The sequence below is a fragment of the Parendozoicomonas verongulae genome (assembly GCF_009711465.1).
GTDB classification, from domain to species: domain Bacteria; phylum Pseudomonadota; class Gammaproteobacteria; order Pseudomonadales; family Endozoicomonadaceae; genus Sansalvadorimonas; species Sansalvadorimonas verongulae.
The window spans coordinates 1-25078 of the sequence record NZ_SMME01000845.1; the positions used below are offsets into that span (position 1 = coordinate 1).

Sequence of the window (25078 nt, forward strand, 5' to 3'; positions counted from 1 at the left end):
GACTGCCAAGAAGACAGCAGCCAAGAAGACTACCGCGAAACGTAAGACGACAGCTCGCAAGTCGACTGCTAAGAAGGCAGCAGCCAAGAAAACTACTGCCAAGCGTAAGCCAGCAGTACGCAAGAGTGCAGCTCGTAAATCCGCTGTGAAGCGCAAGCCAGCAGCGCGCAAAGCCGTTCGAAAGAGCGCAAAGCGTAAGTAATTCCTGTTGTATTGTTAACAGGACATAACGGGGCTATAAAGCCCCGTTATTTATTTTCTGCAATGCCCCTTCAGTTATAGGAATACACGCCCGATCAGCCTAAAATCCGTCCATGATCAGGTTAAATAAAGTCAGTTTATTACGAGGTGGCAAGGTACTGCTGTCAGACAGTGATCTTGTTATCCACCCAGGGCAGAAGGTTGGTCTTACCGGTGTAAATGGTTCCGGTAAGTCGTCTTTATTTGCGTTAATTCAGGGGCGAGTACATGCCGATACCGGAGACATCTCAATCCCCTCTGGTTGGCGCGTGTCCCACATGGCACAGGAAGTGAGAGCACTTGAGCAGGCAGCTGTCGAGTACGTTCTGGATGGCGACCATGAGCTGCGACGTATAGAGAACGAGCTGGAGGCCGCAGAGCAATGCGGCAATGATAATGCACTGGCACGCTTGCATGCCGATTTCGATGCCCACCACGGTTACACCGCCCGATCCCGTGCCGAGCAGTTAATGCACGGCCTTGGTTTTCACCAGAACCAGATTGAAAACAGCGTTCGTGATTTCTCCGGTGGCTGGAGAATGCGGCTGAACCTTGCCCGTACTCTGATGTGTCCTTCCGACCTACTCCTTCTCGACGAGCCAACAAACCACCTGGATATGGACGCAATCCTCTGGCTGGAAGAGTGGCTGAAGCGTTATCCGGGCACACTGGTGTTGATTTCCCACGACAGAGACTTCCTCGACAATGTGGTTGAGCATGTTGCCCATATCGAAAAGAAAACCGTCACGCTTTATCGAGGCAACTATACAGCTTTTGAACGCATCCGCTCCGAGCGCCTGGCACAGCAACAGGTTATTCACGAGCGTCAATTGAGGGAGCAGGAGCGCCTCACGCGCTTTATTGAACGCTTCCGTGCCAAAGCGACTAAAGCGAAACAAGCCCAAAGCCGTATCAAGGCACTGGCACGTATGGATATGGTGTCTCCGGTTCATGCGGATTCTCCATTTAAGTTTCGTTTTCCTCTATCGGACAAACTGTCCACACCTCTCATCTCCCTGCGCAAAGCCTCTCTGGGCTACGACACGGCTCTATTGAAGAACGTCACTCTCAACCTTCAACCGGGCGACAGCATCGGCCTGCTGGGGCCAAATGGGGCGGGTAAGTCGACACTGGTGAAGACCCTTGCCGCAGAGCTGGAAAAGCTGGCAGGTGAAGAGCAGCGTGGTGAACACTTGCGTATCGGCTACTTTGCTCAACATCAGCTGGAATCGCTGGATCAGCATGCGACTCCGGCTGTTCATATTCAGCGCCTCTCTCCCGAGGCCCGTGAACAGTCCATCAAGGATTTCCTCGGCTCTTTCGGCTTTCATGGGGAAAAGGTGGATGAAAACGTAGGCTCCTTCTCAGGGGGCGAGCAGGCGCGTCTGGCGCTGGCGATTATCGCCTGGAAGAAGCCTAACCTGCTGCTGCTGGACGAACCTACCAACCATTTAGATCTGGAGATGCGTCATGCCCTCACTATGGCACTGCAGGAGTTTGACGGTGCAATGGTGCTGGTATCCCACGATCGTCACCTGTTACGTTACACAGTGAATGATCTCTATTTAGTTCACGATGGCGCTGTAGAGCTGTATGAGGGCGATCTGGACGAATATGCCACATGGTTGGCCAGGCAGAAGAAAGAAGAAGTTGCGAACGCTGTAGAGGCCGATTCTGAGACTCCTCAGAAAGAACGTGTGACAGCTCAGGATCGGAAAGCTCGTAAACGCCTGGAAGCAGAGCTGCGGGAAAAGTTGCGCCCTTACCGCAAAATCGTGGACAAGCTTGAGCAGAAAATGGAGAAACAACAAGAATCCCTTCAGCTTGTTGAGGAAAAACTGATGGAGCCTGCACTCTACGAAGACTCTGCCAAGGCCGATCTGAAAAAACTTCTGGCAGAACAAACTGCACTGCGAAAATCTTCAGCGGAGACTGAAGAAAAATGGCTGCAGGCCTCTGAAGAACTGGAGGAAGTGGAAGAAGAAATCAAAGCACTGAGTACGTTCTGAGGGAGTGCAGAGGCTCTGAAAAATTGCCGGTTTGCCGTCCATGTGCCATATAAGTACGTGGCTTTAATCCAAGTCAAATGTGCTATCTCACAAAGGTAGACACGAAAAGTGGTTTATCCAGCCATAATAAGATCATGGGTTCCGTAAGCTGCGGAACTCCTTTGATGCTTCCGATGACAATTTAAAGCAATTTTATAGAGGCACTTTAAAGGGGCTTATTTTTTGTCTTCCACCATCAAGTCTACAGATATTCTGGCAATCGGGCTGATGACGTTTGCGCTGTTTCTCGGCGCCGGCAATATGATCTTCCCCCCCTATCTTGGGCAGGTAGCGGGGGCAGATCTTGTTGTCGCAACACTTGGATTTCTTATTACGGGTGTGGGCATGCCACTTCTTGGGGTTGTCGCTGCCGCCCGCCTTGGTGGTGGCTTGAGCAATTTTACCCGAGATCTGCCCAGCTGGGTGGCGGTTGTGATTGGGCTTGTGCTGTATTTAGCAATCGGCCCCCTGTTCGCTGCACCTCGTGCGGCCATTGTTGCGTGGGAGATGAGCTTTGCGGATCACTTTGAATCACAGCCTCACGGGCAAATGGTATACAGTGCGGTATTCTTTTCCTTCACCCTCTGGCTTTCGCTGTTTCCGGGGCGCTTGATCGACAGTATCGGGAAGGTGATTACACCGTTGCTGTTGCTGGTTCTGTTGGCCATAGCCGTAGGCGTTATCTTTTTTCCTCTCGGGCCTGCTGGCAATGTTGTTCCAACCTTTGCTGATAGCGCATTCGCCTGGGGCTTTCAGCAAGGTTACCAGACTATGGATACACTGGCCTCCCTTGCTTTTGGCATTGTAATTATCACTGCTTTAAGAGAGCGGGGTGTTACTGATAAGGATGAACTCACGCGCCACACCATCACAGCCGGAGTTATGGCAGCTGTAGGGTTGTGTGCCGTTTATATAACGTTGTCCTACCTTGGAGCGACCAGTCACACTATTGTGCCCGATGCTGAGAACGGTGCAGACATCCTGACCAGTTACATCTTCCAGCTCTATGGTGAGTGGGGAACGGTACTGCTGGGAATCTCGATTACGCTGGCTTGCCTGACCACAACAGTGGGTTTGATGACGGCCTGTGGAGAGTATTTTAGTGAGGCAGTTCCGATACTGGGTTACCGCGGATTTGTGATTTTATGTACGCTGGTGAGTGCTCTGATTGCCAATGTGGGGCTGAATGAACTGCTGGATCTGACGATACCTGCTTTGCTGATCGTTTATCCGGTGGCTATCTGTTTGATTTTCCTGGCACTGGTGCGCGGTTATCTGAAAAATCCCCCTCGCACTTATTTGATGACGCTGTTCCCGGTATTTGTTGTGGGGTTAATTGATGGTCTGGCAGTGAGTGGCGTTGAATGGGCTAAGGGCATTGCTGATACATCGTTAGCTGTACTTCCCCTTCATGATGAAAGTTTAGGCTGGCTTGTGCCGGGAATGGTGGGGCTGATGTTATCGATGACAGGCAAAAGGGCAGAAGAAGACTAAAGCGACAAAGGTCATCTGTTTAGATGGCCTTTGTCGCGAATAGAGAAGGCAGGCTTAAGCAGTTTCTTCGCTTACAGTCTCCAGACGACCTAGCAGGGAACCTACAGTGTCTGACCAGGATTGCAGCTCTTTACGCAGTTCTGCGTTCTCTGCCTCCAGCTTGGTTTTGGCTTCACGCAGCTCGTCGATCTCCAGGCGGTAGATGCCCATGGTTTCGATAGCGCTTTGGATTTTTGATTCTAGCTGAGTCAGAGATTCTATAGACATATTTAACATCCCACGGAAAAAAATAAGACCCGCTCATATTAGGAGTTTTCGGGGGCAGTAGTAAATATCAGAACATGTACCTTCTGATATTTCTCTAAGACAAAGTTTTATTCGCGGAGATGATTATTGTCTCGAAGTTAGTAAAAACCATAGTTGATGTGGGTATTGTCAGCAGTTTCTTACCGTTACGTCCTATACTGCACATTTCCCAACATTCAGCCAACAGGTTTACGGGGCCCATGATGGAAGCCATACCAGTCATCTCAGCCCGAATCGTATCTCACGATAATGTTGCCGATGAAGCCCTGAAGGCGTTTTGCCTCTCCTTGCTAGTGGGGGATACAGTTGATGAGTATATAACTTCCAGAGAACTTCGCTTCGCTTCGCCGCAGGTCGAAAACACCTTTATAAGCCACCTGCTGGCACTTTCAGATTACGCCCTGAGCCAGGGCGGCATATAGCGAAATCTAAAATGCTATGACCAAGTGATAAATGAGAGGGATGGCAAGGCCTGCAAAGGCCCCTGTTATCGCTAATCCGAGACTGGAGAATGAGCCAGTCATCTTGTCAGACTCAAACGCGCGGACTGTACCGATCACATGCGCGGTCAGTCCCATGGTAAAGCCTCGCACAACAGGGCTGTGTATTTTCAGTCGATTCATAATTGGCAGAGCGAATGTTGCTCCAACTATTCCAGACAGTACAACGGCACCCGCTGTAATGGCTGGGAGCCCTCCCAGGTTTTCAGTTGTTGCGAGTGCAATGGGCATTGTGATGGATTTTGTCAACAGTGAACGCAGAGTCAAATCTGTTGCTCCAAAAAGCCAGGCAATGGCGACAGCACTGACTGGGGCAAAAAAGCCGCCAGCAATAACGGTTACCAGTAACGGGCGGGCGTAGCTTCGAATAAGATGTAGTTGTTGGTATAGCGGAATGGCAAGGGAAACCGTTGCCGTTCCCAGTAAAAGGCCAAGTATTTGAACACTCTCTTTGTACTGGCTGTAATCTACATCGAGCCATTTCAGGGTAACAGTGATTATAATGGCAGCAATGACAAGGGGAGGTAGTATTGCGAAACGTCCACAACGCTTGTAAATGGCTTGCCCGAGAAGAAAGCTACCGATAGTCAGAGTCAGCATGAACAGTGGTGTTGTGATCATGCCCTTGAAGACGGTAAGTGTATCATTCATGTGTATCATCCAGAGATTTGTGTTCTTCCTTGATTAGACGGGCCATAAGCAGAGCCGTGAAGACAATAGCGATGATTGTGCCGAAAACTGTGGCAGCAAGAATAGGGACAAGCTGGTCGCCAATGTCCAGAAGATAAAAACAAAAACCGGTCACGGCAGGAATCAGCATAATACTCATCACACCAATGAGGTTGTTACTGGATTCAGCCAGACTGTCGGGAACTGCCTTATAAATACAAAGAGCTACAAACAGAATTAGCATTCCCAGCACCGGCCCCGGTAAGGCAATATGCCCAAAACGATGAAGAGCTTCTCCAAGGCACTGGAATAGCAGCAGGACGAACAGACCGCGCATAATGAAATCGTGAACTTAAAATTGAAGGGAGCCTATTGTAAAAGCCTCCGGAACGTTAGGGTAGCGCTATCAGTGGTAGAGATGGTGCTTTCGCAGTAATTCAAAAAAGCCAAAACAGGCGTAAGCGATAAAGCAAATAAGTGTCCAGCCGGGGATCGATAATCCGAGGAAAACCCACTGCACTTGCGCACAGTCACCCGTACCGCTGAGCATGATGGTTAGCAGGTCCACCAAGGGAAGGATATCGACCAGATAGCTCACTCCAGGCATGCACGCTGGTGCCTGCTCTGGGGGCAAACCCTGCAGATAAAGCTGACGAATCGCCAAAGCTGCACCGATAATGGCCAAAAGCAGAACCGTGCAACCATAACGTCTGCGACCAAGGCTATCGGGATTATGTACAGCAGCAATAAGAGAGGTCAAAGCGATAGCAGCCACAACCACACGTTGCGACATGCACAGAGGGCAGGGTTCCATTCCCATGACATGCTCGAAAATCATGGCCGCGGTAATTAGCCCGGCTGAAACAAGGAGAGCAAGGCCGTGGAGTGGACGAGATTCAGGAATTCCCATGTTTCGTTTGAAACTCTTAGAATTTTTCTGGAAATGTCTCCAAGCCCATCCTTCATTCTGAGACAGTGTTTCGGGAGAGAACCACCCCTCCCGAGTATTTATTTTAATTTATCAGACGGTGATGTCATCTGAAGCAAAATACTCCTGAAGAAATGTCTCGAAGTCCAAAGTATCCGCATCTTCCTTGCAGGCTTGCTCCTTAACAGATTGCTCAGCCAGTTCACGGAAGTAAGCCTCACGCTCAGGGTGCAGGGCACGGCTACGGAAGTATTCAGCATGATTGGCTGATTGTTTCATGGAGAACTCACGGAACGACATACCTTTTTGCAGTTCGGCCAGAATGATAGCCGACGGAGTCAGGGACGGATTGTGCACCTTGTCACGCTCCAGCATCAGGCTCTCTGAATAAGCAGTGGTACTGTTGGCTTTGTCCAATAGGTGAGCAATAGGAGCCATTATCTCAATAACTTCGGCTGCCCACTCGGTCAGCTCGCGGGAACGATCACCATCTTTCAGCTGCAGGCCAGGTTTGCGGCCTTCCTGCACGCTCAGAGTGAAGTTTTCGGTGATGTCGCTGCATTCCTGATCGGACATGTTGGCACTGTCCTGCAAGGCACAGAACAGCAGGAACGTATCCAGGAAGTAGGATTGCTGTTCATCAATTCCCATAGGCAACAATGGGTTGATATCAAGGCTGCGTACTTCAATGTACTCAACGCCACGCTCTTTCAGGGCGACAACCGGTTTTTCGCCGGATTGCGCCACACGTTTGGGGCGAATCGTGCTGTAGTACTCGTTTTCAATCTGTAGCAAATTGCTGTTCAGCTGGCGGTATTCGCCATGAGGGCCCTTACCGATTTTTTCGTAATCGGCGTAAGGTGTGCGAATCGCCTTCCAGAGGCTGCTTACGTAGTTATCCAGTGAGTTGTAGCAGATTGGCAGACTGGATTGAGCATCGCTGGTGTAACCCAGATCACTCATACGCAGGGAGGTGGCCCACGGCAGAAACAGCGTGTTTTCATCCAGTTCACTCAGACCGTGCTCATGACCCTCTTGCAGGAAACTTTTGTCCAGTGCAGGGGATGCACCAAAGAGATACGACAGCAGCCATGCATAACGGCGGAAATTGCGGATCGTGGCGAAGTAGCCAGCCGATTGATAATCCATGGCAGACAGAGAGTTGCCACCATCGGCCTGCTGCATCAGTGGCCAGAAATCTTCGCTCAGGGAGAAGTTGTAGTGAATCCCTGCAATCGTCTGCATGGCTTTGCCATAACGATGTGCCAGGCCAAGACGGTAAACGTGTTTCATTTTCCCGGTGTTGGAGGCGCCGTAGTAAGCTACGGGGATATTTTCATCACCCTCCAGAATGGCTGGCATGCTGCTGGCCCACACAACTTCACCATCAGCCATGTTGTTCAGGGCTTCTGTGTGCAGCTCGCTCAGAAAACCCAGAGCGTCGCTGGCATCACGGTAAACCGGCGTAATGAACTCCAACAGAGCTTCGGAGTAATCCGTTGTGATGTACGGATGAGTCAGGGTTGAACCCAAAGACTCAGGATGTGCCGCCTGGGATAACTTCAGATGAGGCGTAATCCGCAGGCCTTCTTTTTCAATGCCATGTTGAATCTGGGTAAGGCAGGCAAGGTTGTCTCCTTTGGAAAGGATCTGGAGACGCTTTGAAAATCTGGCTGACAAGATGGAACCTTTTGGTGTGGTACTCGGACAGCGGCCATCAGGGCGAACTCTCCGAACAATTCTATGTGTAAGCGCAGGCACCTGGAGCACTATAACCTTGACATTACCCAAGAGCAAAGTTGGTGACGGGCTAAGCGCTCCCTGATAAAAGACGGGCAATCGTTTAAAAGACGATTCCTTTCTATATAAAGGCGAAAAAAAATCCTTCAACCCCCACAAACGAATTCCGGGCATCAAAGCGATGCCCGGAATGTATTTGCAGTTACTTATACGATTACTTACGCAGCTTCTTTGCGTTAGCAAACAAGTCCGCGAAGGTGGCACCCTGGGCAGGTTTATTGCTGCCTTGACCACCGCGAGGCTTCTGGCCCCCACGTGGAGCCTGACGACGGTTGTCGTTACCTCCATTGTTGCGGTTAGGACGACGTTCGCCACGTTGGTTCTGGCCACCTGCAGATTTTGCATCACCAGCCTGAGCGTGGGCATCGTCAGACATACGCATAGTCAGTGCAATTCGACGACGTTCAACGTCCACTTCCAGAACCTTCACACGTACAACATCACCGGCCTTCACAACTTCGCGAGGGTCTTTCACGAACTTGTCGGACAGTGCGGAGATGTGAACCAGACCGTCCTGATGTACGCCGATATCTACAAAGGCACCGAAGTTAGTCACGTTGCTGATCACACCTTCCAGCTCCATGTTGAGCTTCAGGTCTTTGATGTCTTCAACACCTTCCTGGAACTTGGCCGTTTTGAACTCAGGGCGAGGGTCACGGCCGGGCTTGTCCAGTTCTTTGATGATGTCGGTTACGGTCGGCAGGCCAAATTTTTCATCAGTGAACTCAGCGGCTTTTACGCCACGGAGGAACATTGTGTCGCCAATCAAACCACGCACATCACGCTCAAAACGAGCCGCAATGTTTTGCACAACCGGGTAGGCCTCTGGGTGAACTGCAGAACGATCCAGCGGGTTGTCGCCATTCATAATACGAAGGAAGCCCGCACACTGTTCAAAGGTCTTCTCTCCAAGGCGGGAGACTTTTTTCAGAGTGTTACGGTTATCGAACGCACCGTTCTCATCACGGTAGTTCACAATGTTCTGGGCGATGGTAGCGTTAAGGCCGGATACACGGGTCAGCAGAGCACTGGAGGCTGTGTTCACATCGACACCGACGGCGTTTACACAGTCTTCCACCACGCTCTCCAGGCTGCGTGCCAGGTGAGTCTGACTTACGTCGTGCTGGTACTGACCAACCCCGATAGCCTTGGGATCAATCTTCACCAGTTCCGCCAGTGGGTCTTGCAGGCGACGGGCGATAGAGGCCGCACCACGGAAGGATACATCCAGATCAGGGAATTCTTTCGCAGCCAGCTCAGACGCGGAGTACACGGAAGCACCAGCCTCACTCACCACAACCTTGGACAGGTTCAGCTTAGGGAACTGCTTGATAACTTCTGCTGCAAAACGATCAGTTTCACGGGACGCAGTACCGTTGCCGATAGCGATCAACTCCACACCATGCTTGAGAACCAGCTTGGCGATAGTGCCCAGAGATTCCGTCCACTTATTGTGAGGAACATGGGGGAAAACAGTGGTGTGATCCACCAGTTTGCCGGTCGCGTCGGTCACAGCAACCTTTACGCCGGTACGCAGGCCGGGGTCGAGGCCCAGAGTGGCGCGTGGGCCGGCAGGTGCAGCCAGCAGCAGGTCGCTCAGGTTTTTGGAGAAGACCTTGATGGCTTCCTCTTCTGCGGCATCACGAATGCGACCCATCAGTTCGGTTTCCAGATGGGGCAGCAGCTTCACGCGCCATGTCCAGCGAACGGTGTCTTTCAGCCACTTGTCTGCTGCACGACTCTGGTCTTCCAGATTCCAGTGTTCGGCAATCATCAGCTCACAAGGGTGAGTGACTGTACGGTCTTCTGCACCCGTGATAACCACTGAGGCCTGCAGCAGGCCTGAGTTGCGACCACGGAAAATAGCCAGTGCACGGTGAGAAGGCACTGTCTTCAGAGGCTCATCGTGCTCAAAGTAGTCACGGAACTTGGCCGCTTCGCTCTCTTTGCCTGCTATCACGCGGCTGGACATCTGGCCTTCTTCCCACAGGAAGTTACGGAGACGGCCCAGCAGGTCAGCGTCTTCGCTAAAGCGTTCCATCAGAATGTACTTGGCACCATCCAGAGCGGCCTTGGTGTCCGCCACGCCCTTGTCTGCATCGATGAACCTGGCCGCTTCGGTTTCCGGTGTCAGAGTTGGATCATTGAACAGCGCGTCTGCCAGTGGTTCCAGACCAGCCTCAATGGCAATCTGGCCTTTGGTGCGGCGCTTGGGCTTGTATGGGAGATAAAGGTCTTCGAGGCGGGTTTTGGTATCGGCCTCTTTAATAGCTTTCTCCAGCTCGGGAGTCAGCTTGTCTTGTTCTTCAATGCTCTTGAGAATGGCGCCGCGGCGCTCTTCCATTTCCCGGATGTAACGCAGGCGCTCTTCCAGGTTTCGGAGCTGGGTATCATCCAGACCGTTGGTTACCTCTTTACGGTAACGGGCAATAAAGGGAACGGTGGCGCCTTCGTCGAGCAGTTGAACTGCCGCGGCAACCTGTTGTTCCTTAACGTTCAGCTCCGAAGCTATACGCTGAAAGATGCTCTCCATCCGGTAGTCTCTGTGCGTCTTAAAAATGCAAAGGCAGGATTATACTGATGATCTGCGCAGTTCACAGTATTGGAAGTACTTTCTCTCCTGTTCTCCGAATAACAACCCGAAGAACAAGAGACTTGCAATTGAATCAGTGGCGGGTTTCGTCTGCGCCCATCAGCTTACTGATATCCGCTTCCGTAAAGGTGTAGCGTGTATTGCAGAACTGGCAATCCATATCCACCTGGCCCTGCTCTTCCAGAATTTCCTGAATATCTACCGGATCAACAGTAATCAGTGCACTGCCAGTACGTTCCCGGGAGCAGTTACAGTGGTACTTTACGGATTCGCTGTCAAACAGGCGCACGTCTTCTTCGTGGTACAGACGGTGCAGCAGTTCTTCTGTGGGTAGCTCCAGCATCTCTTCGCTTTTCAGCGTCTCTGCCAGAACAGTCAGATGTTCCCAGCGCTCAGCACGGGCCGCTGGGTCGGTTTCTTTCTGGCTTGGCAGTGCCTGCAGCAGGAAACCAGCAGCTTTGTTGCCATCGCAGGTGAGCCACAATTTGGTAGGTAGTTGTTCAGACTGCTCGAAGTAACGGCTGAAGCAAGTGGCCAGATCAGCACCGTCCAGAGGCACAATACCCTGATAACGCTTGCCTTGGGTTGGGTCAATGGTGATCACAAGCTGGCCATTTTCCAGCAGGGAGTACAGGTTTTTGTCGGAAGGCAACAGTTTTTCATCACTCCAGCGTGCCACGCCACGGAAGGTGCGCTCGTCGGTGCACTCCACCATCAGCAGGGAGATAGGGCCGGTAGAACGGGCCTGCAGAGTCATTTTGCCTTCAAACTTGAGAGTGGTGCTCAACAGAACGGCTGTGGTTGCCAGCTCACCCAAAAGAACGCGAATGATTTCGGGGTAAGCATGTGGAGCAAAAGCTTCCTGCAGGCTTGCATCCAGTTGCACGCGCTCACCGCGCATATCAGTACTATCGAAAATAAAGCGTTGGGTGGAATCGGTCAGCATCATAAAAGGGGCGATACCTGTTAGCAAAATGTGTAAACGGCCTATTATACCGTCTGATCCCACAATTTCGGCCATCGTTTTATGGCAGGTTTGGCGGTATTTTTAACGATAACAGCACAAGAAACGAAGGGTATAGGCCATGCTGAAGGTATTGCGGTCAGGAATGATGAGGGCACATCTGCTCATTGTTATGGGATTCCTAACAACCTTTTTAGCGGGCTGCCAGAGAGTGCAGGACGACATTTATACCTCAGCTATGGCCTTTGAGCGTGCCCGTGCCAATCTGGAGCTGACTCATGTCTCAGCCGGAGATATCGACTTCGCCCTGCTGACTGGTGGCAACCCGAACGGTGAAACCATTCTGATGGTGCACGGCTTTGGCGCGGATAAAGATAGCTGGGTGCGTCTGGCCATAGAGTTGAAAGATACCTACCACCTTATTGCAGTTGACTTGGCAGGCCATGGCGAGAGTAGCCTGTATAAAAATAACAAAGGCGAGGAGCTGGGTTTTCTGATCACATCCCAGGCCGCTCGCCTGAATGCACTTCTTGATAAATTGAAGATTAAAAAGGTACACCTTATGGGCAACTCCATGGGGGGAGCAATAGGCCTGGCTTTCGCGGCGCTGTATCCACAGCGTTTGCAGTCGCTGGTGTTGCTGGATAATGCCGGTATTGAATCACCCCGGGAGAGTGAGTTCTTTAAGCTATTAGATAAAGGAGAAAACCCGCTGATTGCCCGCAAACCCGGTGATTACTTCGAGTTGCTGGACTTTGTTATGAGCGAGAAGCCCTTTATTCCGTGGCCTGTCTCTGCGGTTATGGAACGTAAGGCCATTGCCCGTGTGGATCTGAATGACAAAGTGTTTGCTGATTTAATGAAGTCTCAGGCAGAGATGGGAGAGGCCGACTTTGTGAATTCTATGCTAACCACCATCAAGACCCCTTCGCTGATTATCTGGGGCGAAGAAGATCGCGTGCTGGATGTGTCCTGCGTGAAGGTCATGGAAACTTACATGCCGAATGCCAAATCTGTCATTCTTCCCGGTATCGGCCATGTACCTATGGTTGAAGCGCCGGAACAGGTGAGTGTTGCGTTTCGTAATTTTGTAGCCAATTTGTAACAGGTACGTTTCTGCTTATTCCATGAACTACACTGGGCTGCCTACTTTTTCTGCTTTTGTGCATGAAAGGAATAGCCCATGTTACCAGCGCTGGCATTTTATCTTTGGAGCCAGCTTCAGCAAGTGCCCGTTGAAGTTGCTCATTCCGCATATTCTGCCGCTCAAACTGCAGCTGCCTGGTATTACGGTTTTCATAGCCGTGAAGTGACAGCCGACCATTGCACCACTCGTTATCTTGAAAAAGGCCATGGGTCAACACTGTTATTGATTCATGGTGCTGCTGCCAGCAAGGAAGTCTGGTTGCCGGTAATTCCTTATCTCGCCAAGCACTATCACCTGATCATTCCGGATCTGCCTGGCCATGGACAAAGCTGCCGAGATATGGAACGGGACTTTTCCATGCAGGGTTACAGCCGCTGGCTGAAGGCCTTTCTGGACAGATTAAGTGTCGGGCGGGTACATATAGCCGGACACTCCGCTGGTGGGTCAGTTGCAGCCTGGTTTACTGCTGAGCAAACCGGACACGTGGGCAGTTTGACTTTGATAGCCCCGGCAGGAATCGAAGACGTGCCAGCAGATTACAGCAGTATGACGCCTTTTATGCTCGAACTGGTGCAAACGGGACGTAACCGTTTTCGTATCAATCGTGCGGGTGACTTTTATGAGCAGGTTGTTAAACCCAATTTTTATAATCCACCCTGGGCTCCTTGGGGAGGTTACCGTTTTCTGGCCTGGGAACACATGCGTAATGCTGAGCAGCTGGAGAAAGTGACTGAAGGGTTGCTGACAACCCGTGAAGATATTCAGAGTGGAAAGAAAAATTTGGAACAACTGGCGTCTGATATTGATGCTCCCATGCAGGTTATTTGGGGAGAGAAAGATCAGATCACGCATATTCGTGGGGCAGATGTTGCGGAGAACATGCGATCGGACATTAAGGTTTACCGTTTATCCGATGCCGGCCATGCTCTGACGATAGAAGCACCGCAACAGCTTGCGGAGTATGTAGAGAAACTGGTGAAAGAGTCAGAGTAGGGGTTCGATAGACTGCAACAACCAGAGCGATCCCATACCCGCAGCAAAGGTGATCATTACGTTTTTGGTTCTCCAGGCCACCAGAATGGAGATCAGTGCCGCCAGTACGCGAGGATTCAACAGAACGTTTCCAGAATGAAGGCTTGGCACAACCACACCGGGAATAATCAACGCCCCCAAAACCCCAGGAGGCACAAAGCGCAGAACCCGAACCCACTCCTTTGGCAGTGCTTTACGATCGGATAGCCAGAAGAAAGAATAACGAGCCAGAAATGTGCCTAGCCCGCCTGCAAAAATAACGAGCCACATAGTCGCCGTACTCATGTCAGTGCTCCTTTTTTCTTACCGAAGCTTCTCTCTGCAAGATAACCACAGGTGATGCCGACGATAGAACCAAAAACCAATCCCAGATTAAAAGGCAAATTGTGCAAAGCTAAACCCAGAGAGCCGCCCACAACCGCAGCAATCACCGCAGGGAAATCCCGAAGTCCCGGAATCATAATGGCGATAAAACAGAGCCAAACCCCAAAATCCAAAGACCAGGACGCAGGGATCACCGAACCAAACACAATGCCAAGGCCAGTAGCGATTTGCCATACCAGCCAAGGTACAACGGAGCTGCCCAGATAAAACGCGGCGCGATTCTCACGGGTAACCTGATTTTGATCAAACATACCCACGCAGATAGCAAACGACTGATCTGTCATTACATAAGCCTGCAAAGGCTTGGGGATAGTGGACGCTGGCAGTTTTGTAGAGAGGGACGCGCTGTACATGACAAAGCGCAGGTTAATAATCCAGATGGTGAGAATAATCACCAGTGGTTCAGCATGTTGGCCAATCAACTGTGCGGCTGCAATCTGTGAGGCGCCAGCAAAAACAAACACTGAATAAAGCTGCGCCATAAGTGGGTTCATGCCAGCATCAATGGCTGACATCCCTGCAATCATGGCGAAAGGAATCAGTCCCGGAATAATGGGAAGCATGGTCAGCGCTCCCGAGCGGAACGCCGAACGAAAAGTGGAGGCTGTCACAAAAATCCTGAGGTGTAAAAAGTAACCAAAGTGGTTGTAACAGGTTAAAGGAGAGCGGGTGAAAAGTCTTCAACCCGCTCCGCATATTCAGATAGTATTTACCACTGAGTGTCTTTCAGAAGTCCCATCAGAAAACGCTGTTCGGGGGGCGCTCCCGTGCAGGCGGGGATCCACTGTCCGTGGTGGATTCCCACCTTCGTGGGAATGACGGTTTCGAGAGTATCGAAATAGGGACGTTATTTTCAGACAGTTCCTAAGAGTGCGGAAAACTGGCAGCAGTCATCATGGGTTTGGGGACTTATGTGGCCTAAGCTTCAAAGTCCTGCTGACGTAGCTTATCAATATCCCGGCGCTGCTTTTTGTCTGGGCGATGCTCCGAAAATGGGTGAGAACCACGCAGAGCTCTGCGATTGGCGGCCGCCTCTTCCCGTTTGTTGATGCTGGCCTGAGTTTCTGTGTAGAGCTTTTGAGCCTCCGGCGCGCCACGGCGGGAGTCGGACAGCTCCTTGATCACAATGGTTTTTTCATCAAAGCCCTGTCGGAGCACCAGCATATCCCCCACTCGGGCATCTTTGCTGGGCTTGGCACGCTGGCCGTTGACGTGAACTTTGCCGCCTTCAATGGCATCTCTGGAAATAGCGCGGGTTTTGTAGAATCGCGCTGCCCACAACCATTTATCGAGACGCACTTTGCTTTGACTCTGAATTGTACTTTCTGGTTCCGCTTTTTGCTTTCGCTTACTCATGTACCGCAACTTACTCTATGGGAAGAAGATCCTGGAAGTTATCTATAGCCTGAAATTCCCCGGTATCGATTTTGGGTAACGACAAGTCCGGTTGGGAGATGGCTAAAAGGTGTTTAATGCCATAAGTGCGGGCGGAACGAAGAACTTCAAGGTTATCATCGATAAACAGGGTACGTTCCGGATTAAAGGGGTGCTCTTGGGAGAGTCTTTCCCAGAAAGCCTGCTCCTCTTTAGGGTGGCCGAAATCATGGGCAGTGTGCAGCTCATCAAAATACTGGGCAAAAGGGAGAAACTCCATTTTCAGGTTCATGCCATCCCGATTGGAGTTTGTCGCAAGCACTACAGCTTTGTCGGAAGCATGGAGGGCCTGGAGGAGTTCTTCGGTGTGTGGGCGGAACTGAATTTTATGGGTGATATCCCGCTTCATTGCAAGGATGTCCATACCCAGCTCTTGAGTCCAGTAGTTAAAGCAGTACCACTCCAGTGTTCCTGCGACCTCTTTCAGTTTGGGAGCAAATTTTTTCCACCCCTCTTCCATAGCGACGCCCTCTTTTTCTGCGTACCGCTCGGGCACAAGGGTTTTCCAAAAATAGGTGTCGAAATGGAGGTCAAGAAGAGTGCCATCCATATCAAACAGGACAGTGTCGATATCATTCCAGTTCAGCATGGCCGTCAGCCTGTAGTGGTTATAACCCGATCATACAACAGACCAGGTTTTTACATCATCGTGTCAGGGCTTTTTTTATTCGCTCGTAGTGGGGAGAGTCGCTATACCATTGTTCCAAAACGTCCATGGGCGTCAGGCCACTGTTGTTGGTGATATTGAGGCTTTCCGCAGCTCCGTATTCAAAAAGCAGAGAGAACATTTCATCGGGGGCTTCCCACATCACTGCAATGTGAAGGGGCGTATGCCCCTGGCTGTAATACACAGGCAGCGAGGGGGTTTTGGTGTTAATGGTTTCACTGGATGTGGACAGCACCATACGCAGAGCCTCCACATTCAGACTCTTTATGGCAGCAGTTATGAGGTCGTTACCGGTTCTGTCCCGGCGTTTCACCTGATAGGTGGCCGAGGCTTTGGGAATGTTTTCCAGAATATACTGCAGTGCACCGGTCATGCCATTGAAGGTGGTGAAGTGAGCCAGCGGCATGCCATGAACATTGAAATTGATGATATCTGTCGTGCCAATATCGCCGCTTTTCATGGCCACTGTCAGGGCATCACTCATTACGCCAATCATATAAATATCAATGGGCTGGCCCGGAGAGGTGAGTAGCACAGGTTTATTGGGAGGCAGCATGGCTTCGGGAGATTCTAATCGGTCAATAAAGTACTTCAGCCGTGCCTGCTCTTTCCATGATGGGTCTGTGTGTTCTTCTTTGAGATAGGCGATGAGTTGGTCTCGCTGCTCTTCGTTCTGCAAACGTGCGCCATTCTCCCAGGCCAACTCAAAACCGGAGAGCGGCCAGCTGAAATTCATCATATCCCCAAAGGTGTTACGCTTGCCCTGCCCCTGCAGCCAGTTGGGGTTGGCACCATTGTCGAGAGCAAACTTCACCATGTAAGGAAGCTGGTTAGCTACCGACATACGCAGCATGGTGGCGTTGTCTTTATCGCCTCGGTTAATGTCGGCTCCCTTTCTCAACCCCCAGGCTGCAAGTTTCTTAAAACCGGCAAAGGCGGAAAAGGAGAGCAGGTGACGGCCACGGTGAGCCGTTTCTCCGGAAATCGGTGCATTCAGCAGCCTCACAGCCCGGGGAATATTGCCGGTGTCCATAATCTGCTGGTACTGGTCTTGCCAGGCTTTGAGAATTGTTTCCTCAACCCGCTTGTTGGCGAAGAAGGTCTCCGAGTTTCTCAGGTCGGGGATAATCTGCTGATCTAAAGTGTTATCGTCCGCGAATCCAGCTGTGACGCAGAGAGAGGTAGCCGTCAACAAAACCATAACAAGAGAATTGAGCTGTTTGACCATTATTGAAATGACCTCGCAGAAAAGTATGTAGTGTGTGTCGGCGGGTAAGCTTGCCTCCCTTAGGTTTAGAGATGAAGCAGGGGCGCGTATACTTGCTTCACGTTCTACAGACAGTGCCCGGAATCAATAACCTATGAAAAAACTGCCAGACATCCACGATATCCGGGAAGTCACCCGCAGCGCCCTGTTTCGAGTGGAACAACTCAAGCTGCGTTTTTCCAATGGAGCGGAACGCACCTATGAACGTCTGGCTGGTTTTGGTCAGGGGCATCAGGCGGTGATGGTTATCCCCATGCTGGATGACAACCGTTTCGTTATGATAGAAGAGTATGCCGCAGGCACTGAAGATTATCAGCTCTCCCTTCCCAAGGGGCTGGTAGAAGCTGGAGAGGACCTTCTGGATGGTGCCAATCGGGAGCTGAAAGAAGAGGCTGGCTACGGTGCCAGAAAACTGGAACACCTTACTGAATTCACCCTATCTCCCAACTATATGACCCACCGCATGCAAATAGTACTGGCTCAGGATCTTTATGAAGAGAGGTTGGAAGGTGACGAACCTGAACCTCTCGGTGTGCATGTGTTTTCCTTTGATGACTTGCCTGAACTGATCACCCGTCCGGATTTTTCAGAGGCTCGTGCCTTGGCAGCGCTCTATCTGGCACGGGATACTCTTTCAGGCAGAAACCACAGTTAACCTTGGGGTACTTGCATGAACATTGACCATGCTGCTCTTGTCGGCAGTCTGAAAGAGCTCTGCCTGAAGGCTGGCGAGGCCATTCTTACGGTTTACTCACAGGCTGATTTTGAAGTAATTCAGAAAGCTGATGACTCACCTGTCACACAGGCAGACAGGCAGGCGCATAGGGTGATTACTGATGGGCTGGAGCGGCTGGGTGCGGGCATTCCGGTTATATCAGAAGAGGGAACTATACCCCCTCTGGAAGAGCGCAGCCTATGGAGCTGCTATTGGTTAGTGGATCCTCTTGATGGCACCAAAGAGTTCATCGCCCGTACTGATGAGTTCACTGTGAATATCGCCCTGATAGACAATGGCCGACCAGTTCTGGGCATCATCTATGCACCTGTGGCCCGTGTTTTTTACTGGGGTGGTTCCGCGCTCCATGGTGCCTGGCGGCAAAAAGAAGGTGGCGAGGTGGTTGCTATTCAAACCCGCTCCTGTGCGCCTGCCGGTTTGTTGAATGTGGCAGTGAGTCGTCATCATGGGCGGGATCGTTTAACGGATTTGATAGACCGTTTTGAACAGCGCTTCTCGGAAGTACATCTTACGGTGGCAGGCAGCTCCCTGAAAATATGTTTAGTGGCGGAAGGTTCGTTGGATATCTACCCCCGCCGTGGGCCAACCAGTGAGTGGGACACTGCTGCAGGCCAGGCCATTGTAGAAGGAGCGGGTGGTATGCTTCTCAATGGAGACTTGCAACCCCTTCGCTATAACAACAAAGAGTCCCTCATTAACCCAGACTTTTATGTGTTGGGTGACCCAGCTGCAGAGTGGGAAGCACTGCTGGCCGGATCAAACTGATCCGGCCGGTTTTCCCGCTTTATTCGCCTTTCATTGTGTCGGTATGTCCTGGAACTGCAGGTATGCCATTATCCCCTTTTGATGTTGAAGGAGCGGTGTGGGTTATAGGATCCTGTTGAGGCTCACTCGATGCAGGTAAAGGTTTGGGCACAGGTTGCTCAGAAGATCCGAATGGTAATATATCGGAGTAATCCACCCCATATGGCAGGTTGTCAGACTCATCGACTGTGGGAGGGGCCTGAACGTCTGGGGTTACAGGGTCCTGTTGAGGCTCAGTCGGTGCAGGTGCAGGTTTGGGCACAGGTTGCTCAGAAGGTCCGGATGGTAATATACCGGAGTCATAGGGCTCATATTGTTCATATGGGTCATATGGCAGGCTGTCGGGATCATCAACCAGGGGCGGGGCCTGAACGTCCGGGGTTACAGTCTCAGAGTCGTTAACCCCACTCTCGCCATTCGCTCCTTCACCATCTGTATTTGCAGGCGAAGCTTTGGGCGCAGGTTGCTCAGAAGATCCGAATGATAACATATCGGAGCCATTCACCCCATATGACAGGCTGTCAGGATCATCAATCAGGGGAGGGGTCTGAACGTCTGGGGTTACAGTCTCAGAGTCGTTAACCTCAATCTCGCCATTTGCTCCTTCACCATCTGTATTTGCATTGTACCCAAGCTTACTCTTGCTATAGTCCACTGCGGATGTTCCTAAACTCAAGAGGAATGCGGCAGCATTCGTTGTTGCTGTCATTGTTGTCGTATAAGCCGCATAGGCCTGTTCCGGATACATCCAGGCTAACCCGCTCGCACCTAAAGCGATACCGCTACCAATCAATGCACTTTTTCCCGGGTGTTTTCTGACAATACGTATGGGCTCTTTAAAGAGCCCCAGAGCCTGGCGTGAAAGGAAGTTACGATAGTGAGGAACGACGGACTTTTCCCGAAGAATTGCACTTTTGTATGCTCCATTCGGGTCAGACATATCTGCAGATGCCTGGGGATGGGTCAGGTGTGGAAGAAGGTCCGTGTCAATAGTCCCTTTAATACGCCCCGTTGTGACATGAGCCAGCAGGTTTGTGCAAAGGGCAATGCCGGGCAGGTGAATACGCGTGTTGCTTTGTTCATCTGCAGGTAAGTTCAGAGGTAACAGGCTTATTTTATCGACATCGGGGTTCCAGTTTGTTGCCATAGGCCTGGCAATAATTGCGGAGTCGTTTCTGTCTGTTAATCGAACATACATTTTGTCCTTGCCGATATATTCCACATACAGCGTTGCGAGGGCACTACTCTGGCCGCTTAATGCCAACCACGCCTGATCATCGTCAATATCTTTCAGCGTTCTCTTCTTATCTTGTTCATGTAATGATGCAACATAGGATTGAGACGATACCTGATGCAGGCGCAGGAAGTAATTTGCCCGATAACCTAGCTCATCTTTTAACGACAGAGCCATAGTTTCAAAGCCGCTGGCTGGAATCTGAGGGTGAGCGAGTATAGATGTATGCAGGTGGGAACCTTTAAAACCCATGTTCAGGTCTTTCATAACGGGAGGAGCGCCGAAGAAGATCGTGGGCTTTAAGCTTTCTGTCGGCGTAAAACGGCCGTTAAAACACTCTCGAACAGCCTTTTCGTCCAGAACTGGAGGAGCGGTGTTGTCGGGATCCTGCAGGAAATCTACCCATTCAGACATCAGATTGGCAAGGAGTACATAGTTGATGTACTTCAGCTTACGTTTAAACGAGATAGTGGCCTCGAACTTTGAGACAGGTCTGAAAAATTCAGTATGGCCATGGTTTTGACCGCTCTGGTCTGTCAAAGTGGCGCCATTGTTATCAAGATAAAGGAAGAGTGGGCCTCGTTCGTCAGGCAAAAATTCGGCAGATTCTTCCACAGTGGAGCGATGCAACCGGTGCAGGGCAACGACCATTCCACCGGTGGTGTTATCCTCCTTGATTTGAAAGAAGTACTGCCCCCCTCTTGCAACAGTATTGTCTTCTCGGGAAATAAACATCTCCCCTGCCCCTTCAATGAACATTGGTGGGGTGAGAACACCCAGATCAGGCATATCATGCCGGAAGTAGATTTTTGTGATGGCTTTGGGGGTTTTATTGATCCTGGTGGGTGGTGGTTTTACAGCATGAAGCTCTGCGGGAAAAGGAGACAGTGCTGATGCAAAACTGTGCACGGGGAGTATCATGTAATCATCTTTCTGAATAAAATCAAACCTTCTCGCTGGCGTGTAGATAAGTAGGGTTGAAGGGTCAGTCTGTTCTGAATACAGTCTGTCCAGTGCTGCTATCGCCTGCCCCTCTTCACTACCATCACCCAGAAGGGTTTTGATCGAATCGTGCGTACCCTCATCCGTACGCGCTTTATGCCAGTTGATAAGATAATTCGCGATTGCAATGGGATCTGGAAGCAATGCTTTCTCATCAGATGGCATAAGTGCAAGTTTTGCCTCTGTCTGTTTATGAGTGGTCGGTATCTCGACGATATCACCAACAGGGATTACATCGGAGTTAAGGTGCTGCAGGGTATAACGGCTTCCTTTTTTTGATAGATAGAGACCGGTTAAAACCGTTTTTTCCACCATATCTGTATAGGATGGTTTCTCTCCGGGAGCGACACGCAGCAATACGGCGATGCCCTCCTTATAAAACTTCATCTCCAGGGTGATTGGTGCCTGCACTTCCTCTGTTTCCATTGGACCTATGAGGTAGCCCTCTTCAAGTTTATTGAGATAGTTTATTGGAATAACCCGCTGTTCCATTGCGCTGGGAGATCCTTTCACTAGGCGGAGAAGGGTAGTGCCTTTTTCATTGCCGTATGCAGTCTGGCTCCCTACAAAGGGCGTAAGGAAACATAATATAAAAAGGATCGTGTTATGGAGTCGAAGGGTATTCATAGCCATACCGTTTTAAACGGACGCGGTAGTGAAGGAGCGAACCGAAGGATGATGAAGTATCGCTGCACTAAAAAGCATGAATATTAGAACCTCGTCGTAAACCCTGCCGAAGTTTTTTTGCCAGAAAGCCCACTGCGTAAGGGATAGACGACAGTGGGCTTCTTTATTTCAAGGAAATACTTTAGGCGTAATGTTCTCGCTGGAAGGGGGGGGAACTATTGGTTTGGACCCCCCGGAAGTGCATTCCACTGTCTGTATTGGGTCGGGTGCTGGGCAGTGTCGGTGGTAAGGGAGTGTGTGCATAAGCACAGGCTCGTACGCGGTTGCAACCGTTTGCAGAAGTTGCTGACTTTCATCCGGGAAAGCGTAAGCAGTACCTGCTAATCCTGCAAAAACCGCTGCACCAGTAACCGTGCTTTTGGGATGTTTCCAAGCCCAGAGAGCGGGGTACCCAATTAGCTTGGCTCCATAGACTGCATGACGCCACAGGCGACCTGTTCGGTAAGGAGGCACGGTAGTGAAGTCTCTCTTCACATTACTGAAATAGGCTCCCTTGGGATGGGTAACATTCATTGAAGTTTGTCTGTGATAGATAGCGGGTAGCTGTGTGTCATCAAAACTTGCATCCAGCTCCCCGGTTATGGCATGAGAGAGCAAGTTTATACAAGTGCCCAATCCTGGCAGGTTTACGCGTTTTCCTTCCAGCCCCTTCGCGGGAAGCGGCAAGACACTGATCACATCGGTGGAAGTGTTCCAGTCCACGCTGTGCAATGTTTTGGTGTAAAGAGTTTTGCCTTGATGATTAGTCATTACGACGTTCATCTGGTTTTCATAAGGAAAGTTCACGTCCAGTGTGACAATGGCATTGCTTCGACCATGCAACAGCACAGCAGCCTGTTCCATGGTGTGAAAATGTGAGGTCTTTTTCACGGAGGGGTCGAGGGGGTGCATGGATACACTAAAGCTGTGAGGTGTGTGTGACCGCACAATAAAAGAGAAGGTGTTTTGTTGGCCAGTTGTCTGATTAGTGAGTACGATGCCTCCTGTCTCAAGCCCGCTGGCAGGGGTCGCATGATGGAGCATCATCGAAGTGTGAATATGGGAATCCTGAAACCCAATGTTCAGGTCCATAACCCCGGGAAAATGGTCGAAGGTAATATGAGAATTCAGCTGGCTGGTTGGGGATTCCTCACCGTTAAAGCATGCCTTGAGCTCTTCATCTGTAAACGCCGCATAGTTTGGATCGGGAAGAGAGGGGTGCTGGGGGGGATGGAGGCTTTGAGCCCAGCGCGACATCAGGTTGACCAGCTTCACGTGATTGAATGTGCCAATTTTACCCTCAATGGTGTCTATTTGAGCCTGCTTCCCAAATAGATGATCCACACTTCTTCTGGTGAGTTCTTGTCCATCCCCATCCCGAAGAACGACTGTGGAGTTGTTTGGCTCTATATGAAGAACCAGGGCATCATGGGCATTCTTTGGATCTGCTGCTGATTCTTCGACCGTGGTATGCTGCAGCCTGCGCATGCTGATGCTCAGGCCGTCACCGTCTTTGTAAACCTGGAAAAAGTAGTGACTGCCACGGACTGCTTTTTTTCCTTTAATAACGAGAGTGTCACCAAGCCCCTCCACAAAAAATGGCATGGTGATGATCGCATCGGGGTTGGTGATTTGTGGGGAGTGAATAGATACAACTGGAGGCTTGAGATAAAATCTGGAAGGTGTGGCAGATTTTACTTCAAGCTCAATCTGAGATTGCAGAGGGCTGTTCAGGGTGTGAACCTGTACATGAGCCCATTGGTCTGGTTGGATAAACCCTGTTCTGTCATCGTTAGCCGATATAAAGGTGATAAGACTCTCTTTTGGGGGCGCATCGAGGGAGAGCTTTGACAGTGCGGTAACCAACGAATCGCCCTCATCCCCCATCTTTTTCTCCTGCCGGCGCTTAATGATCAGTTTCATCACTGCGATAGGGTCAGGCATGGCTACGTCAGATTGATTTTCTCGCACATGGAGGAGGGGTACGACTGGCTGCCCATCTGGAATTGGGATTTCTACCGCTTCAGCATCCGGATCCTTATCCTTCCCCAGAGTCTGGTAAAAATAGTGTTGGTCGCGAAGTAACAAATTAACGCCACCAACGATACTTTCTGCTTGTATGGTAGCCAGCTTGGTACCACCTTCCTTTGGGGCTTGACGCAGGAAAGCCGCTACACCGTTTGTTTCTGCATTGGCTCTGAGTTCAAGGGTGTATTTTGAACCATCCTGCATTTTCAGGGGGCCGATAATATAGGCGTAATCAGCCCTTCCGCCATGTAATCCCGGGACGGTTTGGTAGGCTACAGCTCCTTGAGGCAGCGGGCATTTGAAAAGAATTGTGAATAGTGTTTCGTCCGCTTGCGCTGTAGCCTGTAAAAAAATAAGGATAAAGAATACAAGAGCTGCAAGCGAGCAGGGATGTTTTAAGGGCTTCATAACGGTACCGAAGGGATGTCCGTCCAAAATAACGCCATGAATATTAGAAGTGAGCAGCGAAAGCTGCTGAATATTTTATTTTGGGGCAGATCAAAAAACCCAGAATACCTGATTAGCTTCCACTTCATGGCTCCCACGCCCCTCGAGAGTTACCTCACCTTTAATTCTTATTCGGGTGTTGGGTTTGAGACCACCCTGTGGAATCTGGTTGGGGGGAACATCCACTTCAATAGCAGCCGTACCATCATGCAAGAGTATGGTTTCCGGACCAATCTGACGGATGACTACACCAGTAATATCAACGGTCTTCCCATGAAAATCTTCACTTAATGCTTCTTTTACAGTGATTTTTGAGGGAGGGGGCAAGTTGACTTCGGCCAGAACAAGGGAACATCTCATCCCGATGAGCAGGATGGAAAGATATAGCAGTGAAAGAAATGTCCCGTCGTCTCGCATTGGTGTCTCAATTCCGAGGTTTGCCTGAAGTCTTTTAAATATAGGCAAATCAACAGGGCTTTATGTAGGGCCAGTTGCTCTCCAGAGCAACCGACGCAGGATAACAAGCTATGCTCCCGACAACTTGAAGAGACTAAATGCCGTCAATAACCCAGTCACTATTATCCCGGCTTGTTATGGGGCTGGCGCACTGGCTACTCAAAAAGCTCAACAGATTGGCATGGGCAACTTCGTTGGGTACTTATATGAAGCGGTGCTGCAATGATGCTGG

Annotated in this window: 23 protein-coding genes; 8 read left to right on the plus strand and 15 right to left on the minus strand. The window is 50.6% G+C overall.

Annotated elements, in window-relative coordinates:
* The 3 genes from E1189_RS23940 to brnQ form a co-directional block, all read left to right on the plus strand.
* Positions 1 to 202 (plus strand): hypothetical protein (locus E1189_RS23940; protein WP_196221430.1); only part of this gene is annotated, 202 nt, incomplete at its 5' end.
* A gap of 112 nt (positions 203 to 314) precedes the next feature.
* A complete protein-coding gene (locus tag E1189_RS13850; RefSeq protein WP_155160920.1) occupies positions 315 to 2249 on the plus strand; it encodes an ATP-binding cassette domain-containing protein in 1935 nt (644 codons plus the stop codon).
* A 222-nt stretch (positions 2250 to 2471) separates the two neighbouring features.
* The gene (gene brnQ / locus E1189_RS13855) at positions 2472 to 3782 is read left to right on the plus strand and encodes a branched-chain amino acid transport system II carrier protein (RefSeq protein WP_155160921.1); all 1311 of its coding nucleotides are present in this window, start codon (positions 2472 to 2474) and stop codon (positions 3780 to 3782) included.
* Positions 3783 to 3836: 54 nt separating this feature from the next.
* On the opposite strand, the gene E1189_RS13860 is transcribed toward brnQ, so the two are convergent.
* Positions 3837 to 4049, minus strand: a complete 213-nt coding sequence (locus E1189_RS13860) for a cell division protein ZapB (RefSeq protein ID WP_196221431.1) — start codon at positions 4047 to 4049, stop codon at positions 3837 to 3839.
* A gap of 239 nt (positions 4050 to 4288) precedes the next feature.
* On the opposite strand from E1189_RS13860, the gene E1189_RS13865 reads away from it, so the two are divergent.
* Positions 4289 to 4510, plus strand: a complete 222-nt coding sequence (locus E1189_RS13865) for a hypothetical protein (RefSeq protein ID WP_155160923.1) — start codon at positions 4289 to 4291, stop codon at positions 4508 to 4510.
* Positions 4511 to 4516: 6 nt separating this feature from the next.
* On the opposite strand, the gene E1189_RS13870 is transcribed toward E1189_RS13865, so the two are convergent.
* From E1189_RS13870 to hslO, 6 genes are all read right to left on the minus strand, one after another.
* The gene (locus tag E1189_RS13870; protein ID WP_196221432.1) at positions 4517 to 5239 is read right to left on the minus strand and encodes an LrgB family protein; all 723 of its coding nucleotides are present in this window, start codon (positions 5237 to 5239) and stop codon (positions 4517 to 4519) included.
* A complete protein-coding gene (locus E1189_RS13875; RefSeq protein WP_155160925.1) occupies positions 5232 to 5594 on the minus strand; it encodes a CidA/LrgA family protein in 363 nt (120 codons plus the stop codon). The genes E1189_RS13870 and E1189_RS13875 overlap by 8 nt, the downstream gene beginning before the upstream one ends.
* Positions 5595 to 5663: 69 nt before the next feature.
* The gene (locus E1189_RS13880; RefSeq protein ID WP_155160926.1) at positions 5664 to 6167 is read right to left on the minus strand and encodes a disulfide bond formation protein B; all 504 of its coding nucleotides are present in this window, start codon (positions 6165 to 6167) and stop codon (positions 5664 to 5666) included.
* 111 nt (positions 6168 to 6278) lie between these two features.
* A complete protein-coding gene (gshA, locus tag E1189_RS13885) occupies positions 6279 to 7865 on the minus strand; it encodes a glutamate--cysteine ligase (protein WP_155160927.1) in 1587 nt (528 codons plus the stop codon).
* A gap of 274 nt (positions 7866 to 8139) precedes the next feature.
* Complete coding sequence (locus E1189_RS13890) at positions 8140 to 10518, minus strand: Tex family protein (protein WP_155160928.1); 2379 nt, start codon at positions 10516 to 10518, stop codon at positions 8140 to 8142.
* A 133-nt stretch (positions 10519 to 10651) separates the two neighbouring features.
* Positions 10652 to 11527, minus strand: coding sequence for an Hsp33 family molecular chaperone HslO (hslO, locus tag E1189_RS13895; RefSeq protein ID WP_155160929.1), 876 nt, complete (start codon positions 11525 to 11527; stop codon positions 10652 to 10654).
* A gap of 187 nt (positions 11528 to 11714) precedes the next feature.
* Between hslO and E1189_RS13900 the strand changes: the two genes are divergently transcribed.
* On the plus strand, positions 11715 to 12647 hold the full coding sequence (locus tag E1189_RS13900; protein ID WP_230460397.1) for an alpha/beta fold hydrolase: 933 nt from the start codon (positions 11715 to 11717) through the stop codon (positions 12645 to 12647).
* Positions 12648 to 12725: 78 nt separating this feature from the next.
* The gene (locus E1189_RS13905) at positions 12726 to 13682 is read left to right on the plus strand and encodes an alpha/beta fold hydrolase (protein WP_155160931.1); all 957 of its coding nucleotides are present in this window, start codon (positions 12726 to 12728) and stop codon (positions 13680 to 13682) included.
* On the opposite strand, the gene E1189_RS13910 is transcribed toward E1189_RS13905, so the two are convergent.
* The 5 genes from E1189_RS13910 to E1189_RS13930 form a co-directional block, all read right to left on the minus strand.
* Entirely contained in the window at positions 13674 to 14006 is a 333-nt protein-coding gene (locus E1189_RS13910) for an AzlD domain-containing protein (RefSeq protein ID WP_155160932.1), read from the minus strand. The two genes, E1189_RS13905 and E1189_RS13910, sit on opposite strands and share 9 nt — an antisense overlap.
* Positions 14003 to 14668: an AzlC family ABC transporter permease gene (locus tag E1189_RS13915; RefSeq protein WP_230460398.1), complete on the minus strand. Its 666-nt coding sequence runs from the start codon at positions 14666 to 14668 to the stop codon at positions 14003 to 14005. The genes E1189_RS13910 and E1189_RS13915 overlap by 4 nt, the downstream gene beginning before the upstream one ends.
* A gap of 355 nt (positions 14669 to 15023) precedes the next feature.
* Positions 15024 to 15461 (minus strand): ribosome-associated heat shock protein Hsp15, encoded by a 438-nt coding sequence (gene hslR / locus E1189_RS13920; protein ID WP_155160934.1) that lies wholly within the window; start codon positions 15459 to 15461, stop codon positions 15024 to 15026.
* A 10-nt stretch (positions 15462 to 15471) separates the two neighbouring features.
* The gene (yrfG, locus tag E1189_RS13925; protein ID WP_230460399.1) at positions 15472 to 16128 is read right to left on the minus strand and encodes a GMP/IMP nucleotidase; all 657 of its coding nucleotides are present in this window, start codon (positions 16126 to 16128) and stop codon (positions 15472 to 15474) included.
* A 55-nt stretch (positions 16129 to 16183) separates the two neighbouring features.
* Complete coding sequence (locus E1189_RS13930; RefSeq protein ID WP_155160936.1) at positions 16184 to 17434, minus strand: ankyrin repeat domain-containing protein; 1251 nt, start codon at positions 17432 to 17434, stop codon at positions 16184 to 16186.
* A gap of 133 nt (positions 17435 to 17567) precedes the next feature.
* On the opposite strand from E1189_RS13930, the gene nudE reads away from it, so the two are divergent.
* Together nudE and cysQ are read left to right on the plus strand one after the other, a co-directional pair.
* Positions 17568 to 18128, plus strand: coding sequence for an ADP compounds hydrolase NudE (gene nudE / locus E1189_RS13935; protein ID WP_155160937.1), 561 nt, complete (start codon positions 17568 to 17570; stop codon positions 18126 to 18128).
* 15 nt (positions 18129 to 18143) lie between these two features.
* A complete protein-coding gene (gene cysQ, locus E1189_RS13940; RefSeq protein WP_155160938.1) occupies positions 18144 to 18974 on the plus strand; it encodes a 3'(2'),5'-bisphosphate nucleotidase CysQ in 831 nt (276 codons plus the stop codon).
* 19 nt (positions 18975 to 18993) lie between these two features.
* Here cysQ and E1189_RS13945 read toward each other — a convergent pair whose 3' ends face one another.
* The 3 genes from E1189_RS13945 to E1189_RS13955 form a co-directional block, all read right to left on the minus strand.
* Positions 18994 to 21741 carry a hypothetical protein gene (locus E1189_RS13945; protein WP_155160939.1) on the minus strand — a complete coding sequence of 916 codons (2748 nt, stop codon included), beginning with the start codon at positions 21739 to 21741 and terminating at the stop codon, positions 18994 to 18996.
* A gap of 303 nt (positions 21742 to 22044) precedes the next feature.
* Positions 22045 to 24351 carry a hypothetical protein gene (locus tag E1189_RS13950; RefSeq protein WP_155160940.1) on the minus strand — a complete coding sequence of 769 codons (2307 nt, stop codon included), beginning with the start codon at positions 24349 to 24351 and terminating at the stop codon, positions 22045 to 22047.
* A 90-nt stretch (positions 24352 to 24441) separates the two neighbouring features.
* The gene (locus E1189_RS13955; RefSeq protein ID WP_196221434.1) at positions 24442 to 24750 is read right to left on the minus strand and encodes a NirD/YgiW/YdeI family stress tolerance protein; all 309 of its coding nucleotides are present in this window, start codon (positions 24748 to 24750) and stop codon (positions 24442 to 24444) included.
* Between the last annotated feature and the right edge of the window lie 328 nt (positions 24751 to 25078).